General features: G+C 72.7%; 15 protein-coding genes. 6 read left to right on the top strand and 9 right to left on the bottom strand.

Annotation, left to right across the window (positions count from 1 at the left end; translation table 11 throughout):
• Positions 1 to 27: 27 nt before the first annotated feature.
• Complete coding sequence (locus TNCT1_RS28735) at positions 28 to 261, bottom strand: hypothetical protein (protein ID WP_143637825.1); 234 nt, start codon at positions 259 to 261, stop codon at positions 28 to 30.
• A gap of 79 nt (positions 262 to 340) precedes the next feature.
• Complete coding sequence (locus tag TNCT1_RS28740; protein ID WP_143637826.1) at positions 341 to 1,327, bottom strand: DEDDh family exonuclease; 987 nt, start codon at positions 1,325 to 1,327, stop codon at positions 341 to 343.
• A 239-nt stretch (positions 1,328 to 1,566) separates the two neighbouring features.
• On the opposite strand from TNCT1_RS28740, the gene TNCT1_RS28745 reads away from it, so the two are divergent.
• Positions 1,567 to 2,274, top strand: a complete 708-nt coding sequence (locus TNCT1_RS28745) for a VIT family protein (protein ID WP_143637828.1) — start codon at positions 1,567 to 1,569, stop codon at positions 2,272 to 2,274.
• A gap of 121 nt (positions 2,275 to 2,395) precedes the next feature.
• Positions 2,396 to 3,442 (top strand): zinc-dependent alcohol dehydrogenase family protein, encoded by a 1,047-nt coding sequence (locus tag TNCT1_RS28750; RefSeq protein WP_143637830.1) that lies wholly within the window; start codon positions 2,396 to 2,398, stop codon positions 3,440 to 3,442.
• A 120-nt stretch (positions 3,443 to 3,562) separates the two neighbouring features.
• Here the strand turns inward: TNCT1_RS28750 and TNCT1_RS28755 are convergent, their stop codons facing one another.
• Together TNCT1_RS28755 and TNCT1_RS28760 are read right to left on the bottom strand one after the other, a co-directional pair.
• A complete protein-coding gene (locus TNCT1_RS28755; RefSeq protein ID WP_143637832.1) occupies positions 3,563 to 4,945 on the bottom strand; it encodes a CoA transferase in 1,383 nt (460 codons plus the stop codon).
• Between the two features lie 109 nt (positions 4,946 to 5,054).
• Complete coding sequence (locus tag TNCT1_RS28760) at positions 5,055 to 6,581, bottom strand: S8 family serine peptidase (protein WP_143637834.1); 1,527 nt, start codon at positions 6,579 to 6,581, stop codon at positions 5,055 to 5,057.
• 285 nt (positions 6,582 to 6,866) lie between these two features.
• Between TNCT1_RS28760 and TNCT1_RS28765 the strand changes: the two genes are divergently transcribed.
• The 3 genes from TNCT1_RS28765 to moaA all read left to right on the top strand — a co-directional run bounded on the left by TNCT1_RS28765 (position 6,867) and on the right by moaA (position 9,991).
• Entirely contained in the window at positions 6,867 to 7,223 is a 357-nt protein-coding gene (locus tag TNCT1_RS28765; protein ID WP_143637836.1) for a DUF485 domain-containing protein, read from the top strand.
• Positions 7,220 to 8,845 carry a cation acetate symporter gene (locus TNCT1_RS28770; protein WP_143637838.1) on the top strand — a complete coding sequence of 542 codons (1,626 nt, stop codon included), beginning with the start codon at positions 7,220 to 7,222 and terminating at the stop codon, positions 8,843 to 8,845. Before TNCT1_RS28765 ends, TNCT1_RS28770 begins: the two co-directional genes overlap by 4 nt.
• A 156-nt stretch (positions 8,846 to 9,001) precedes the next feature.
• Positions 9,002 to 9,991 (top strand): GTP 3',8-cyclase MoaA, encoded by a 990-nt coding sequence (gene moaA / locus TNCT1_RS28775; protein ID WP_216856685.1) that lies wholly within the window; start codon positions 9,002 to 9,004, stop codon positions 9,989 to 9,991.
• A 43-nt stretch (positions 9,992 to 10,034) separates the two neighbouring features.
• Here moaA and TNCT1_RS28780 read toward each other — a convergent pair whose 3' ends face one another.
• Together TNCT1_RS28780 and TNCT1_RS28785 are read right to left on the bottom strand one after the other, a co-directional pair.
• On the bottom strand, positions 10,035 to 10,253 hold the full coding sequence (locus TNCT1_RS28780; protein WP_143637842.1) for a hypothetical protein: 219 nt from the start codon (positions 10,251 to 10,253) through the stop codon (positions 10,035 to 10,037).
• 242 nt (positions 10,254 to 10,495) lie between these two features.
• Entirely contained in the window at positions 10,496 to 10,888 is a 393-nt protein-coding gene (locus TNCT1_RS28785; protein ID WP_143637844.1) for a DUF3099 domain-containing protein, read from the bottom strand.
• 248 nt (positions 10,889 to 11,136) lie between these two features.
• On the opposite strand from TNCT1_RS28785, the gene TNCT1_RS28790 reads away from it, so the two are divergent.
• Positions 11,137 to 11,418: a GlsB/YeaQ/YmgE family stress response membrane protein gene (locus TNCT1_RS28790; protein ID WP_143637952.1), complete on the top strand. Its 282-nt coding sequence runs from the start codon at positions 11,137 to 11,139 to the stop codon at positions 11,416 to 11,418.
• Between the two features lie 73 nt (positions 11,419 to 11,491).
• On the opposite strand, the gene tyrS is transcribed toward TNCT1_RS28790, so the two are convergent.
• The 3 genes from tyrS to TNCT1_RS28805 are packed head-to-tail and all read right to left on the bottom strand — an operon-like array spanning position 11,492 to position 15,764.
• Positions 11,492 to 12,760, bottom strand: a complete 1,269-nt coding sequence (gene tyrS, locus TNCT1_RS28795) for a tyrosine--tRNA ligase (RefSeq protein WP_143637846.1) — start codon at positions 12,758 to 12,760, stop codon at positions 11,492 to 11,494.
• Between the two features lie 56 nt (positions 12,761 to 12,816).
• Positions 12,817 to 14,211, bottom strand: a complete 1,395-nt coding sequence (locus tag TNCT1_RS28800) for a TldD/PmbA family protein (protein ID WP_143637848.1) — start codon at positions 14,209 to 14,211, stop codon at positions 12,817 to 12,819.
• Positions 14,208 to 15,764: a TldD/PmbA family protein gene (locus TNCT1_RS28805; protein ID WP_143637850.1), complete on the bottom strand. Its 1,557-nt coding sequence runs from the start codon at positions 15,762 to 15,764 to the stop codon at positions 14,208 to 14,210. The genes TNCT1_RS28800 and TNCT1_RS28805 overlap by 4 nt, the downstream gene beginning before the upstream one ends.
• Positions 15,765 to 16,002 lie beyond the last annotated feature (238 nt).

Genomic DNA, 16,002 nt, shown 5'->3' on the forward strand with positions numbered 1-16,002 from the left:
GTGGGGTGCATTCGGTCGGGTACCGGGTCACACCCGGTCCACCACCCCCGTCTTCCCCTCCGCCCGGGCGCAGTGGGCGCCGCAGAACCAGTGCCCCTCCACCTCCACGCCCTGCCCGATGATCTGCACCCGGCAGTGCTCGCAGATCGGGGCCATGCGATGGATCGCACAGGAGAAGCAGTCGAAGACGTGCACGGCGCCCTGCGCGTGCACCTCGAAGGTCATTCCGTAGTTGTTGCCGCATACCTCACATGTCGCCATGGGGCACAGCGTGAGCCGTGGCCGACCCCCGGGCGAGCGGTCGCGGGGCGAGTCGCCCGTCAATCACCCGTCCGTACGGTCACCCGTCGGCGGGCTCCACGTCCCGCAGCAGTTGACCGAACGCCGCCTCGTCGACCACCGGCGTCCCGAACTGCCGCGCCTTGACCACCTTCGAGGTGCCCGATCCCGGGTCGTTGGTGACCAGCAGGCTGGTCAGCCGGGACAGGCTGGTCGCCACGTGCAGCCCCGCCTCGGTCGCCCGGTCCTCCAGCAGTTCGCGCTCGGTGGAGGTGTCCCCCGAAAAGGCCACCCGCATGCCCTGTTTGAGTCGTTTGCCCGCTTCGTAGCGGCCGGGGTTGGGGTAGGGGCAGGCGGGCCGCTTCCGGGACGGGCGCCAACTGCCCTGGGGTGAGCCGCCGTAGCCGCCGGTCGCCTGCCGGCCGATCCGGGGCGTGTCCGACCACTCGGTCAGCGGCCGGCACTCCAGCAGCGGAAGCCGTACACCGCCCGCCGCCGCGGCCCGCAGGCTGGGCCGGAACGCCTCGGCGAGCACTCGCGCGTCGTCCAGCGCGTGGTGCGCCCGCTGCTGGACCACCCCGAAGTGCGCGGCCAGCGACTCCAGCTTGAAGTTGGGCAGCGGCAGCCCCAGCTCCTTCGACAGGGCGATGGTGCACAGCCGCTGCCGCACCGGCGCCTCGCGTCGCGCGCGCGCGTACTCGCGGGCGATCATCTGCCAGTCGAAGACCGCGTTGTGCGCGACGAGCACCCGGCCGTCGAGACGGGCCGCGAACTCCTCCGCCACCTCCCCGAACAGCGGCGCCCCTTCGAGCACCTCGCTCGTCAGACCGTGTATCCACACCGGCCCCGGATCGCGCTCCGGGTTGACCAGCGTGTACCAGTGGTCCTCGACCTCGCCCTGCGCGTCCAGCCGGTAGACGGCCGCGGAGATGATCCGGTCGTCGCGGGCCAGCCCGGTGGTCTCCACGTCAACGACCGCGTATCCCTTCGGATACGCGGCCGGCCACCGGGTGGCGGAGGACACTGCGGTCGCAAGGTCTTCGAGCATGGTCACTGAGGATACGGGCCACCACCGACAGCGCCGTCCGCCAGGTCCGGCGGCGGCGCCCGGGCCCGTCAGCCCGCTCGGCGGCCGCACACGCGTGCGTGCGCGAACGCATCTGGCGCGGACGGCAGTTCCCGCGGCCGCGCCCGAACTCGGGCCGTCGGCGGCGGAGTCCGCCGGCGCCCGCGGCCGGCACTGGTCCGGGCCCCCTGCGCGGGCGCGACTGTGCGATTCTCCGTGCTGTGACGGAACCAACCCATGACGAGACGCACGGCGCGCTGGGCTCCCGGCTGAACTGGCTGCGGGCGGCCGTCCTCGGCGCGAACGACGGCATCGTGTCCACCGCGGGACTGGTCGTCGGCGTGGCCGGCGCGACCGACTCCCGCGCCGCCCTGCTCACCGCGGGCCTGGCCGGCCTGCTCGCCGGTTCCATGTCGATGGCGGCCGGGGAGTACGTGTCGGTGTCCACCCAGCGGGACTCGGAGAAGGCGGCGCTGGCCCAAGAGCGGCGGGAGCTGCGCGAGCAGCCGGCCGCGGAACTGGAGGAGCTGACCCAGATGCTCGAGGAGCGGGGCCTGTCGCGGGAGATCGCCCGGGAGGCCGCCGAGCAGCTCACCGAGCGGGACGCGCTGAGGGCGCACGCGCGCGTGGAGCTGGGCATCGACCCGGACGAACTCACCAACCCCTGGCACGCGGCCTGGGCGAGCTTCTCGGCCTTCACGGTGGGCGCTCTGCTGCCGCTGCTGGCGATCGTCCTGCCGCCGGCCGGCCTGCGGCTCCCGGTCACCGTGCTCTCCGTACTGGCGGCGCTCGTGCTCACCGGCTGGAGCAGCGCCCGGCTCGGCGCCGCCGCGCCCGGCCGCGCGGTGCTGCGCAACGCGGTGGGCGGCGCCCTCGCGATGGGGGTGACGTACCTGGCCGGGACGCTGCTGGGCGCGGCGGGGGTGTAGCCGGCCGGACGGCGGGTCCGGGCCCCGCCCGCGCGGCCCGCCGCCACCAGGACGTACGGTGAGGTGCGCCCGACCACCCCCCGGGCGCATCGCACGTCACCGCACGAGAAGGACCCTCGCCATGCGCGCCACCACCATCCACGCCCCGTACGACATGCGCGTGGAGGACGTCCCCGAGCCCGTGGTGCAGTTGCCCACCGACGCCGTGGTGCGGGTGCTGCGCGCCTGCATCTGCGGCAGCGACCTGTGGGCCTACCGGGGCGAGGCGGCCCGGCAGCCGGGACAGCGCATCGGGCACGAGTTCCTCGGCGTCGTCGAGGAGACCGGCTCCGAGGTGTCCGCCGTCCGGCGCGGCGACCTGGTGGTCGCCCCCTTCATGTGGTCCGACGGCGTCTGCGACTACTGCCGCGAGGGCCTGACGACCTCCTGCGAGCACGGCGGCTTCTGGGGCTCCGTCGGCTACGACGGCGGCCAGGGCGAGGCGGTGCGCGTGCCGTTCGCCGACGGCACCCTCGTCCGGCTGCCCAAGGACGCCGCCTCCGACGACCGCCTGCTGTCCGCCCTGCTGACCCTCTCCGACGTGCTCGGCACCGGTCACCACGCGGCCCTCGGCGCGGGCGCCCGCCCGGGCGCCACGGTCGCCGTGGTCGGCGACGGCGCCGTGGGCCTGTGCGCCGTGCTCGCCGCCAAGCGGCTCGGCGCCGAGCGGATCATCGCGCTGGGCCGGCACGAGGTCCGCACCGGCATCGCCCGCCGCTTCGGCGCCACCGACGTCGTCGCCGAGCGCGGGGACGCCGCGGTCGAGGCCGTCCGCGAGCTGACCCGCGGGCAGGGCGCGCACGCCGTCGTCGAAGCGGTCGGCACCGAGCAGTCCATGCGGACGGCCGTGAACATCACCCGCGACGGCGGCGCCATCGGCTTCGTGGGCGTGCCGCACGGCAGCGGCACCGGCCTGGACCTCGGCGTCATGTTCGACCGGAACATCGCCCTGCGCGGCGGTGTCGCGCCGGTCCGCGCCTACATCCCCGAACTGCTGCCCGACGTCCTCGACGGCACCGTCGACCCCTCGCCGGTGTTCGACCTGACCGTCGGCATCGAGGGCGTCCCGGACGGCTACAAGGCCATGGACGAGCGCACCGCCCTCAAGGTGCTCGTCACCAACGGCTAGCACCCGCCCACGTCTCCCGGCCGGGAGACGGCCGGGAGACGGCCGGGGCGAGCGGACGGACGACCGGACGACCGCGCCGCGCCGTGCCGTCGGCGTGCGGGATCCCGGCTGCCCGTCTGCTCACTCCCAGCGTGCCGGGTCCGAACCCCACGGCGTCGGGGGTCGCGTCCAGCCGGTCGGGCCGCCGGTGAAGGACAGCGGCGGCAGGGCGTGCCGCAGTCGCCCGAGCCGGCCCGCGGTCTCGGCCAGCCAGGCGTCCGGGCCCCCGTACGCGGGGCCGCCGCACGCGGCGGCGGCCGGCGGGATCTCCTCCGTGAGCCAGTACGCGGTCCGGGCGAGCGCCGTCCGGACCAGCCGGCCGCCCCCGTCGTACGACCGCTCGGTCAGCGCCCGCAGCACGCCGGCCGCCAGCAGGTACCCGGTGCCGTGGTCCAGCGCCTGCGCGGGCAGCGCGCCGGGCCGCCCCGCCGAGCCCTCGGTGGCCGCGATGCCGGCCGCGGCCTGCACCAGGCTGTCGAAGCCGCGCCGCCCCGCCCAGGGCCCGTACGCGCCCCACGCCGACACCTGCGCCACCACCAGCCCGGGGTGCCGCTCGGCCAGCGCCTCGGGGGAGAGGCCGAACCGGTCGAGGGCGCCGGGCCGGTAGCCGGTGACCACGACGTCCGCCGCGGCCAGCAGTTCCTCCAGGGTGTCCCGGCCGGTGGTGAGGTCCAGGGTGGCCGAACGCTTGCCGAAGCCCGTGTCGGCGTGCAGGTCGGGGAGTTCGGGCGACCGCGGGTGGTCCAGGCGCAGTACGTCCGCGCCGAGCAGCGCCAGCGTGCGGGTGGCGACCGGGCCGGCCAGCACCCGGGTCAGGTCCAGGACGCGCAGCCCGTCGGCGGGCAGCAGCCGGGCCGCGGCCGGGTCGAGCGGGCGCGGCACGCGCGCGGGGGAGGCGTTCAGCCGCTCGCGTTCGACCAGTGGCCGTGCGGCCACCTCGGCGGCCTGTCCGTGCGCCGCCCACTCGCGCGGGGTGCGCAGGGCCACGGCGAGCCCGCCGGCGCGGTGGACCGTGTCCTCCACGTCCAGGGCGGACCGCTCGGCGATCCGCGCCTCGGCCGCCGCCACCGCCGGGTCCTCGGGCAGGCCTAGCGCGCGGAGCAGCCGGGTGCGGTGGTGCGGGTAGTTGGCGTGGGTGCGCACCCAGCCGTCGGCGGTCCGCCAGAACCGGGACAGCGGGGCGAAGGAGACCGGCGCCCGGCCGTCCACCCGCAGCAGCCGCTCGCTGTGGAACGCGGCGGCGACCGCGCCGTCGTCCACTTCGGCCCGCGGCACCCGGGCGAGTCCGGCCCGCCGGGCCCCCAGTTCGGCGGCGGCCAGCGCGCACACGCCGACGCACGCGCGCGCGAGCCGCAGCACCGGCAGCCGGGCGGGCAGCGCGCCCTCGCGCTCGACGACCGACACACGCGACAGTAGGGCGGGATCGCCGCCCAGCGCGCTCCAGGCGTACTCGACATCCGTCATGACTGCACTATGCAGTATTGACTGGATCAATATGGAGGGGGTGGGCCCGGCGTGCGGCCGGGCGGGTGCCGCCGGAGGCCTTCCGGCGGCACCCGTGCTCCGGGACCGGTCAGCGCACCGCGCGCAGCGCGTTGACGATGCCGTGCCCGTAGAACCCGTTGACGCGCTTGCCGCCGACGCAGGTCGCGTCCACGACCCCGTCACCGTTCCCGTCGTAGGGTCCGGCCGGGCAGCCCGGGTTGTCCGCCTGGGCCTTGAGCAGGGCCTGCAACTGGGCCGGGGTGGCGTGCGGGTGCGCCGACTTCAGCAGCGCGGCCACGGCGGCCACGTGCGGCGACGCCATCGACGTGCCCTGCAGGAAGCCGTACTGGTTGTTCGGCAGTGTGGACAGGATGCGGCCGTTCTTCGACGGCGTGTCCGGGATCTGGTACCGGTCGCCGCCCGGCCCCGCCACGTCGACCACGCCCTTGCCGTAGCTGGAGTAGTACGACTTGGCGCCCTTGACGCCCACCGCGCTCACGGTGACCACGCCCGGCAGCTGGGTCGGGATGTCGAAGCACTTGTGCGGGTCGACCGTGCGGGTGGTGGCGGTCGAGTCGTCCGGGCTGGAGTCGTCCACGATCGCGTCGGAGTCGAGGTCGTCGTTGGAGTTGCCCGCCGAGGCTACGTTGAGCGTGCCCTTGCGCTGTGCGTACAGCTGGGCGCGGTTGACCGCGTCGACGATGGCCCGCTGATCGGGGTCGTCCATGCAGTTGTACAGCCAAGGGTCGACGTAGTAGCTGTTGTTGGTGATCTCGATGCCGTGGTCCGCCGCGAACACGAAGGCGCAGACCACGCTCTCCGGGTAGAACAGCGAGGTCGAGTCCGGCTGGGCCACCGTGATGCTGGCGACCTTCACCCCGGGCGCCACGCCGGCCACGCCTATGCCGTTGCGGGCCGCGGCTATCTCGCCCGCGACGTGCGTGCCGTGGTAGTGGTCGGCGTCCGCGGGCCGCCAGGCGCCGTACGTCGTGTCGGCCTTGCCGCTCACGCAGTTCGCCGACTGCGACGCGGAGAAGTTCGGGGCGATGTCCGGGTGGGTGTCGTCCACACCGGTGTCGATCACGCCGACGGTCACGTTCCTGCTGCCCGGGTTGATCGTCGCGGCCTGGTCGGCGCCGATCGACCGCAGGTCCCACTGGTCGGCCTCGAGGGGTTCCTCGCCCGCCGCCGCGCCCCGGGCCACCTTCGCGGCCTCCGCCTTCGACAGGACCTGGACCGCGCCCTCGTCCGTCGTGCCCGCCGCGCTCAGCGGGGCGGTACGGGTGGCGCCCGCGGACTCGACGCCGCGCACCGCGCGCATCCGCGCCCCGAAGTCCGCCTGCGCGGAGTGCGCGACGATCACCCCGATCCGGTCGTAACTCGCCACGATGGTGCCGCCGTTGCGGGAGACCGCCCGCTCCACCGACTCGATCGTGCGGTGGTCCGTCCTGGTGTTGACCACGTACGCCAGGCCCGGGCCGTCCGCGGCCCGTGCCGTGGTGGCCGCCTCGGTCGACGCCGAGGCCGCCGTCGGCAGGAAACCGAGCGAGGCGGTCAGTGACAGCACGACCGGCACGGCGAGCGCCAGGCGGCGTCTGGAGCGCGAATGAACCATGGGATCTCCACATCATCCGGATACGGAACCGCCCGAGACACAGGTGGTGCCCGGGCGCGTACATGACGGGTGGTGCAGGCCGAAGCTATCCCGCCGATCTGATCTCCGAAAGGGGCAGGCCGACTTGAACCGGTCCGCGCCCGGCGCCGTGACCGTGGACGGAGGGCCCGCAACGACCGCCGGCCCTCCGCCGGAAACACTCACCGCAGTCGTCCGGCGACTGCCGGTAACGTGATTTCCCGTCCGTGAGGTCGACGCAGCGCAGGTCCGACGCGAGGAGAGCCCGTGGCCACCGAGACACCGCCACCCGCGAAACCGCAAGCCCACCTTCCCTCCACCGAGGAGTTCGTCGAGGTCCAGCAGAGCGCGGAGTTCGGTGAGTTGCGCCGCGCCAACCGCTCCTTCGCGTTCCCCCTGACCATCGCCTTCATCACCTGGTACCTGCTGTACGTGCTGCTGTCCTGCTACGCGGGCGGCTTCATGGGCACCAAGGTGGCCGGCAACGTCAACGTGGCCCTCGTCCTGGGCCTCGCACAGTTCCTCACCACGTTCCTCATCGCCTGGTGGTACGCACGGCGCGCCGCCGTCAAGCTCGACCCGCGGGCCGAGGCCATCAAGTCCCGGATGGAGGGCGGAGCATGAGCCCCGCACAGCACACCCTGCTCGCCGCCGGCGAGGCCGGCGAGCACCGGACGCTGATCATCACCCTGTTCGCGGTGTTCGTCGCCGCGACCCTCGTGATCACCGTCTGGGCCGGCCGGCAGACCAGGGACGCCGCCGACTTCTACGCCGGCGGACGGCAGTTCACCGGCTTCCAGAACGGCCTGGCCGTCTCCGGCGACTACATGTCCGCCGCGTCCTTCCTCGGCATCGCCGGCGCCATCGCCCTCTTCGGCTACGACGGCTTCCTGTACTCCATCGGCTTCCTGGTCGCCTGGCTGGTCGCCCTGCTCCTGGTCGCCGAACCGCTGCGCAACTCCGGCCGCTACACGATGGGCGACGTCCTGGCCTACCGGATGCGCCAGCGGCCCGTCCGCACCGCGGCCGGCACCTCCACCATCGTCGTGTCGATCTTCTACCTCCTCGCCCAGATGGCCGGCGCCGGCGTGCTCGTCTCGCTGCTGCTCGGCATCACCAGCGACGGCGGCAAGATCGGCATCGTCGCCCTGGTCGGCGTCCTGATGATCGTGTACGTCACCATCGGCGGCATGAAGGGCACCACCTGGGTCCAGATGGTCAAGGCGGTGCTGCTGATCCTGGGCGCCCTGCTGCTGACCTTCCTGGTCCTGCTGAAGTTCCACTTCAACATCTCCGACCTGCTCGGCACCGCCGCCGACAACAGCGCCAAGGGCTCGGCCTTCCTGGAACCCGGCCTGAAGTACGGCGCCACCGGCACCACCAAGCTGGACTTCATCTCCCTCGGCATCGCCCTGGTCCTCGGCACCGCGGGCCTGCCCCACATCCTGATCCGTTTCTACACGGTCCCGACCGCCAAGGCCGCCCGCAAGTCCGTCATCTGGGCGATCGGCCTGATCGGCGCCTTCTACCTGATGACCCTCGCCCTCGGCTTCGGCGCCGCCGCGCTGATCAAACCGGACGAGATCATCGCCTCCAACAAGGCGGGCAACACCGCCGCGCCGCTCCTCGCCCTGCACCTCGGCGGAGTGGACTCCGACTGGGGCGCCATCCTGCTCGCCAGCATCTCCGCCGTCGCCTTCGCCACCATCCTCGCGGTGGTCGCCGGCCTCACCCTCGCCTCGTCGTCCTCCTTCGCCCACGACATCTACGCCAACGTCATCAAGAAGGGGCAGGCCACCGAGAAGCAGGAACTCGGCGCGGCCCGCTGGGCGACCGTCGGCATCGGCGCCGTCTCCATCGTGCTCGGCGCCATGGCCCGCGACCTCAACGTGGCCGGCCTGGTCGCCCTCGCCTTCGCGGTCGCCGCCTCCGCCAACCTGCCGACCATCCTCTACAGCCTGTTCTGGAAGCGGTTCACCACCTCCGGCGCCCTGTGGTCGATCTACGGCGGCCTGGTCACCGCGGTCGGCCTGGTGCTGTTCTCGCCGGTGGTGTCCGGCAAGCCGACCTCGATGTTCCCGGACGCCGACTTCCACTGGTTCCCGCTGGAGAACCCGGGCATCATCTCGATCCCGGTCGGATTCCTGCTGGGCGCGGTGGGCACCCTGCTCTCCAAGGAGGTCCCGGACACGGGCAAGTACGCGGAACTGGAGGTGCGTTCCCTGACCGGCACGGGAGCGCACTGACACCAGTGGCGACGGGCCGCGTCGTGCGGGATCGTACGGTCCTACGACGCGGCCCCGCCGTGCCTCGTGGGATCGGGCCGCCTCCGTTGTCGGTCCTCTCACGTAGGCTCGCAGGTGACGGAGAACGACTGTCCGGTACCGAGGGAGGGGGCCCACGTGCTCATCGACACCTACGGCCGCGTCGCCACCGACCTTCGGGTCTCGCTGACCGACCGGTGCAATCTGCGCTGTACCTACTGCATGCCCGAGGAAGGCCTGCAGTGGCTGGCCAAGCCCGACCTGCTCACCGACGACGAGATCGTCCGCCTCATCGGCATCGCGGTCGGCGGGCTCGGCATCGAGGAGGTCCGCTTCACCGGCGGCGAGCCCCTGCTGCGCCCCGGCCTGGCCGGCATCGTCGAGCGGGTCGCCGCACTCGAGCCCCGTCCCCAGATGTCCCTCACCACCAACGGCATCGGTCTGCGTCGCACCGCCTCCGCCCTGAAGGCGGCGGGCCTGGACCGGGTCAACGTGTCCCTGGACACCCTGCGCCCGGACGTCTTCAAGACCCTCACCCGACGCGACCGCCACCGCGACGTCCTGGAAGGCCTGGAGGCCGCCCGCGAGGCGGGCCTCGACCCGGTCAAGGTCAACTCGGTCCTGATGCCGGGGCTGAACGCCGACGAGGCCCCGGACCTGCTGGCCTGGGCGGTGGAGAACGACTACGAACTACGCTTCATCGAGCAGATGCCGCTCGACGCCCAGCACGGCTGGAAGCGCGACGGCATGGTGACCGCCGGGGACATCCTGGCCTCCCTGCGCACCCGCTTCGACCTCACGCCCGAGGGGGCGGACGAGCGGGGTTCGGCGCCGGCCGAACGCTGGCTGGTGGACGGCGGCCCGCACCGCGTCGGCGTGATCGCGTCGGTCACCCGCCCGTTCTGCGCCGCCTGCGACCGCACCCGGCTCACGGCCGACGGCCAGATACGGACCTGCCTGTTCGCCACCGAGGAGACCGACCTGCGAGCGGCCCTGCGCTCCGGCGCCCCCGACGAGGAGATCGCCCGCCTCTGGCGCGTGGCGATGTGGGGCAAGAAGGCCGGCGCGGGCCTCGACGACCCGTCGTTCGTCCAGCCGGACCGGCCGATGTCGGCGATCGGCGGCTAGAGCCCGTCGCGAGGGCGGCGGACGGTGATCCGGCGACGGGGTCTCACGACTCCTCGGCCGCCCGCCACTCCTCGAACCTCACCACGTCCTTCAGGAACCCCCGGACCCCGAGGAACTGCGAGAGGTGCTCGCGGTGCTCCTCGCAGGCGAGCCACGTCTTGCGCCGCTCCGGAGTGTGGATCTTCGGGTTGTTCCAGGCCAGTACCCACACGGCGGTGGCACGGCAGCCCTTGGCGGAGCAGATGGGGGTCTCGTCACTCACAGGTTCTTCACTGGTTCCGTCTCACCGGGCCCCCGTAAACAAGGCGACGCCGAGCAGCCACGGGGGGAGCTGCCCGGCGTCGGTCCGTCGCTCCGACGGGGGATGCGGAGCGCGTACGCAGTATGTCATGGGTCACCCTGCGTCCGGCACCGAACCGCACGAATGAATTGAGCTTTTCCTGAGCTTGGCGACGGGTCCGGTCCACCGCCCCGTGTCCGCCTTGTTCAGGCCCCGCACGGCGGTCACTGCCGCTCGCCGGACCCCCGCGTCCCCGGCTCCGCCGACAGGTCCTCCGGTACGGATTCCGCCTGCGCGCTCCCGTCCTGCGCGCGCGGCGGAGTGATCATCGGCCGCGTCGGAGCCGTGACGAAGGTCGACGGAAGGGCGGGCGGCCGCTCCCGGCCGGCGTTCGCGATCACCACCGCGATGTAGGGGAGCACCGCGCCGAGCACCAGCGCCACGATGGCCACGTACCGTTCGACGTTCCACAGGGTCGCCGCGAGGATCACCGAGGCGGTCCGGATCGTCATCGAGATGACATACCGCCGCTGCCGGCCCCGCACGTCCTCGGCCAGACCCGTCCGGGCGCCGGTGATCCGGAACACCTGGACGTCGCCGCCGTGCTGCTTCCGCATCACATTCCACCATCCGCCCGCATCGAGCTCCCATGGCCCGCAGAACCGTCGTCCGCGTGGGCGCCGGCCCGTGCGGAACATCTCCACGGTACGCCGCGACCCGGCCGCCCACGAGACCGGGTCGCCGCCCGTCCGCGCGACCACCGTGGGCCGGACCACGTACGGGCGCACCCGACATGCGCCGTACGGCCCGCACGCCGAGACTTGCCGTAGTGCTCACGCACGCCAATCGGTACGAGGAGGAAGCCATGGGCTGGTTGTGGGCGATCATCGTGGGCTTCGTGCTGGGCCTCATCGCCAAGGCGGTCATTCCCGGCAAGCAGCACAGCCCCCTGTGGCTGACCACCATCGGCGGCATCCTCGGCGCCATCGCCGGAAACGCGATCGCGGCCGCCCTCGGCGTCGCGCAGACCAAGGGCATCGACTGGAGCCGGCACATCTTCCAGATCGTCGCCGCGATCATCATCGTCGCCGTGATCGACGCCCTCTACATGGCGACGGTCGGCAAGCACAAACGGCAGCGCGTCTGACGGCGGACACACCGGAGGGCGGCCCCCGCGTCGGAAAGCCGCCCTCCGGTGTGTCTCAGGCCTCCGGCATGTCTCAGGCCGGCTTGACCTCGACCGCGGCCAGGTTCTTCTTGCCCCGGCGCAGCACCAGCCAGCGCCCGTGCAGCAGGTCCTCCCGGGCGGGCACCGCGTCCTCCGCGGTCACCTTCGCGTTGTTCACGTAGGCGCCGCCCTCCTTCACCGTCCGGCGGGCGGCCGACTTGCTGGCCACCAGACCGACCTCGGCGAACAGGTCCGTCACCGGGCCCAGCTCGGTGACCTGGATGTGCGGCACCTCGGACAGCGCGGCCGACAGCGTCCTGTCGTCCAGCTCCGCCAGCTCGCCCTGACCGAAGAGCGCCTTGGACGCGGCGATCACGGCGGCCGTCTGACCGGCGCCGTGCACCAGCGTCGTCAGCTCCTCGGCGAGGGCGCGCTGCGCGGCCCTGGCCTGCGGACGCTCCTCGGTCTGCCGCTCCAGCTCCTCCAGCTCCTCCCGGGACCTGAACGACAGGATCCGCATGTACCGCGAGATGTCCCGGTCGTCCACGTTCAGCCAGAACTGGTAGAACGCGTACGGCGCGGTCATCTCCGGGTCGAGCCAGACGGCCCCGCCCTCGGTCTTGCCGAACTTGGTGCCGTCCGCCTTGGTCATCAGCGGGGTGGCCAGGGCGTGCACGTCGGCGTCCGGCTCCAGCCGGTGGATCAGGTCCAGGCCGGCCGTGAGGTTGCCCCACTGGTCGCTGCCGCCCTGCTGGAGCCTGCAGCCGTACCGCCGGTAGAGCTGCAGGAAGTCCATGCCCTGCAGGATCTGGTAGCTGAACTCGGTGTAGCTGATGCCCTGGTCGGACTCCAGCCGGCGGGCCACGGAGTCCTTCGTGAGCATCTTGTTCACCCGGAAGTGCTTGCCGATGTCCCGCAGGAACTCGATCGCGGACAGGCCTTCCGTCCAGTCGAGGTTGTTCACCATGACGGCGGCGTTCTCGCCCTCGAAGGACAGGAACGGCTCGATCTGGCCGCGCAGCCGGCCCACCCAGCCGGCCACCGTCTCCGGGTCGTTCAGCGTGCGCTCGGCGGTCGGGCGCGGGTCGCCGATCAGCCCCGTCGCGCCGCCGACCAGCGCCAGCGGCCGGTGCCCGGCCTGCTGGAGCCGGCGCACGGTCAGCACCTGCACCAGGTGCCCCACGTGCAGCGACGGCGCCGTCGGGTCGAAACCGCAATAGAACGTGACGGGACCGTCCGCGAGCGCCTTGCGCAAGGCGTCCTCGTCGGTGGACAGGGCGAACAGCCCACGCCACTTCAGCTCGTCGACGATGTCCGTCACGGTTCTCGTGTCTCCTTGAAGATCTTCGGGCGGTCGGGTGACAGCCGACTACGAGGTTATACGCCCTGGCTGACCGAACTCATGTTGAAGTCCGGGATCCGCAGCGCGGGCATCGCGGCCCGGGTGAACCAGTCGCTCCACTCGCGCGGCAGCGTCTTCTCGGTGCGCCCGGCCTCCGCCGCCCTGCCCAGCAGGTCCACCGGCGACTCGTTGAACCGGAAGTTGTTCACCTGCCCGGTGACCTCCCCGTCCTCCACCAGGTAGACGCCGTCCCGGGTGAGGCCGGTGAGCAGCAGCGTCGCCGGGTCCACCTCGCGGATGTACCACAGGCAGGTCAGCAGCAGCCCGCGTCCGGTGTCCGCGACCATCTCCTCCAGGGAGCGGTCCTGACCGCCGTCGAGGATCAGGTTCCCGAGCGCCGGGGCGACCGGCAGCCCGGTCAGGCCCGCGCTGTGCCGGGTCGTGGTCAGGTTCCGCAGCACGCCCTCGCCGACCCAGTCGGTGGCCCGCACCGGCAGCCCGTTGTCGAACACGGACTGGTCGCCGCCGGAGGAGTGGGCGACCACGAACGGCGCGCACTCCAGGCCCGGCTCGTGCGGGTCGCTGCGCAGGGTCAGCGGCAGCTCGCTCAGCTTCTCGCCGACCCGGGTGCCGCCGCCCGGCCTGGAGAACACCGTGCGGCCCTCCGCCGCGTCCCGGCCCGAGCCCGACCAGAGCTGGTAGATCAGCAGGTCGGCGACCGCGGTCGGCGGCAGCAGCGTCTCGTACCGGCCCGCGGGCAGCTCCACGCGCCGTTCGGCCCAGCCCAGGCGCACGGCCAGCTCGGCGTCGAGCGCGCCCGGGTCGACGTCCTTGAAGTCGCGCGTCGACCGCCCCGCCCACGCCGAACGGGTGCGGTCCGGCGACTTGGCGTTCATCTCCAGCGTCCCGGTGGGCTGGTCGTGCCGCAGCCGCAAGCCGGTGGAGGTGCCCAGGTACGTCGACACCAGCTCGTGGTTGGCGAAGCCGTACAGCTCACGGCCGCCGGCCCGGGCGCGGGCGAAGGCCTCGCCGAGCGCCGGGGCGAAGTCGGCGAACACCGCGGAGGAGTTCTCGGCGGGCGCGTCGGTGAAGTCCGGGGAAGGGGGCACGTCGCCGACCAGCGGCTGCGCGTCCTCGGCGGGCCCGGCCCCGCGCGCCGCGGCCTCGGCGGCCCGCACCAGCGGCTCCAGCTCCGCGGCCGTCACCGCGGACCGGGACACGACGCCGGACGCGGTGCCCTCCTTGCCGTCCACGGTCGCGATCACCGTGAGCGTACGGCCGCGCGTCACGCCGTTCGTGGTGAGCGCGTTCCCCGCCCAGCGCAGGTTCGCGGTCGACTGCTCGTCGGCGATGACCACGCAGCCGTCGGCCCGGGACAGCGCGAGCGCCTGCTCGACGACCTCGTGCGGCTTGTTGGTACGGGCGCTCATCGGCCGGCCTCCTGGGTGGTGTTCAGAATGTTGACGCCCCGGAACAGCGCGGAGGGGCACCCGTGGGACACGGCGGCCACCTGGCCCGGCTGGGCCTTGCCGCAGTTGAAGGCGCCGCCCAGGACATAGGTCTGCGGGCCGCCCACGGCGGCCATCGAGCCCCAGAAGTCGGTGGTCGTCGCCTGGTAGGCGACGTCCTTGAGCTGCCCGGTGATCCGGCCGTTCTCGATCCGGAAGAAGCGCTGCCCGGTGAACTGGAAGTTGTAGCGCTGCATGTCGATCGACCAGGAGCGGTCGCCGACCACGTAGATGCCCCGGTCGACGCCCCCGATCAGGTCCTCGGTGGACATCCCCGCGGGGTCCGGCCGCAGCGACACGTTGGCCATGCGCTGCACCGGCACATGACCCGGCGAGTCGGCGAACGCGCACCCGTTGGACCGCTCGAACCCGGTCAGCCGGGCGATCCGCCGGTCGAGCTGGTAGCCCACCAGCGTGCCGTCCTTCACCAGGTCCCAGGACTGCGCCTCGACGCCCTCGTCGTCGTAGCCGACGGTCGCGAGGCCGTGCTCGGCGGTGCGGTCGCCGGTGACGTTCATCAGCTCGGAGCCGTACCTGAGCTTGCCGAGCTGGTCGAAGGTGGCGAAGGAGGTGCCGGCGTAGGCGGCCTCGTAGCCGAGGGCGCGGTCCAGCTCGGTGGCGTGCCCGATGGACTCGTGGATGGTCAGCCACAGGTTGGACGGGTCGACCACCAGGTCGTACAGGCCCGGCTCCACGCTCGGCGCCCGCATCTTCTCCGCCAGCAGCTCCGGGATCCGCTCCAGCTCGGCGTCCCAGTCCCAGCCGGTGCCCGTCAGGTACTCCCAGCCCCGGCCCACCGGCGGCGCGATGGTCCGCATCGAGTCGAACTCGCCGCTCGAGTCGTCCACCGACACCGCGGTGAGCTGCGGGTGCAGCCGCACCCGCTGCTGGGTCGTCACGGTGCCGGCCGTGTCCGCGTAGAACTTGTTCTCGTGCACGGTGAGCAGCGAGGCGTCCACGTGGTCCACGCCGTTCGCCGCGAGCAGCCGGGCGCTCCACTGCGCCAGCAGCCCGGCCTTCTCCTCGTCGGGCACCGAGAAGGGGTCGATCTCGTACGACGAGATCCACGTGCGGTCCGCGTGCACCGGCTCGTCCGCCAGCTCCACCCTCCCCCACTGCCCGAAAGGCGTGGGAGGTGCCCCCACGTCCGCGCCGGCCGCCCTGATGACCTGCGCGGAGAGCTTCGCCATCGCCACCGCCTGGGAGGCGACCTTCGCGGCCGCGTCCAGGCTCAGGTCCACCCCGGACGCGAAGCCCCAGGCGCCGCCGTGCACGACCCGGACCGCGTAGCCGAGGTCGGTGGTGTCCGACGATCCCGCGGGCCTGGCGTCCCGCAGCCGCCAGGACGCGCTGCGCACCCGCTCGAACCGGAAGTCCGCATGCTCGGCCCCGAGCGCCCGCGCGCGTGCCAGCGCGGCGTCGGCCAGGGCCCTCAGCGGCAGCGCCGTGAAGGCTTCGTCGATGGAATGAGGCACGGAGGTCTCCCTGCTGTCGTGGCCTGTCGGTCCGATCATGTCCTGACAGCGGCCCGGCGGACCACAGGTTTCGCTCCGCCCGGGCCGCTTTCTGTAGGGACCCGACAGTGACGCACTTCAGCCACTGTCGGTGCCCGCTTGCCCACGGAAGGGGCGCTACCGATAGGTTTTCGATGAAGCCGCCTGTCATCGAGGTGTTCGGGCGGGTGCCGTACCGCATCAGACCGCTATCGAAAGG

It is taken from the genome of Streptomyces sp. 1-11 (genome assembly GCF_007176755.1).
GTDB lineage: Bacteria > Actinomycetota > Actinomycetes > Streptomycetales > Streptomycetaceae > Streptomyces.

Excerpts from the sequence above, each read along its gene's own strand:
- TNCT1_RS28760 (WP_143637834.1), bottom strand. The coding sequence starts at position 6,581 with ATGGTTCATTCGCGCTCCAGACGCCGCCTGGCGCTCGCCGTGCCGGTC.
- TNCT1_RS28800 (WP_143637848.1), bottom strand. The coding sequence starts at position 14,211 with ATGAGCGCCCGTACCAACAAGCCGCACGAGGTCGTCGAGCAGGCGCTC.
- TNCT1_RS28755 (WP_143637832.1), bottom strand. The coding sequence starts at position 4,945 with ATGACGGATGTCGAGTACGCCTGGAGCGCGCTGGGCGGCGATCCCGCC.
- TNCT1_RS28735 (WP_143637825.1), bottom strand. The coding sequence starts at position 261 with ATGGCGACATGTGAGGTATGCGGCAACAACTACGGAATGACCTTCGAG.
- TNCT1_RS28785 (WP_143637844.1), bottom strand. The coding sequence starts at position 10,888 with ATGCGGAAGCAGCACGGCGGCGACGTCCAGGTGTTCCGGATCACCGGC.
- TNCT1_RS28750 (WP_143637830.1), top strand. The coding sequence starts at position 2,396 with ATGCGCGCCACCACCATCCACGCCCCGTACGACATGCGCGTGGAGGAC.
- TNCT1_RS28790 (WP_143637952.1), top strand. The coding sequence starts at position 11,137 with ATGGGCTGGTTGTGGGCGATCATCGTGGGCTTCGTGCTGGGCCTCATC.
- TNCT1_RS28740 (WP_143637826.1), bottom strand. The coding sequence starts at position 1,327 with ATGCTCGAAGACCTTGCGACCGCAGTGTCCTCCGCCACCCGGTGGCCG.
- TNCT1_RS28770 (WP_143637838.1), top strand. The coding sequence starts at position 7,220 with ATGAGCCCCGCACAGCACACCCTGCTCGCCGCCGGCGAGGCCGGCGAG.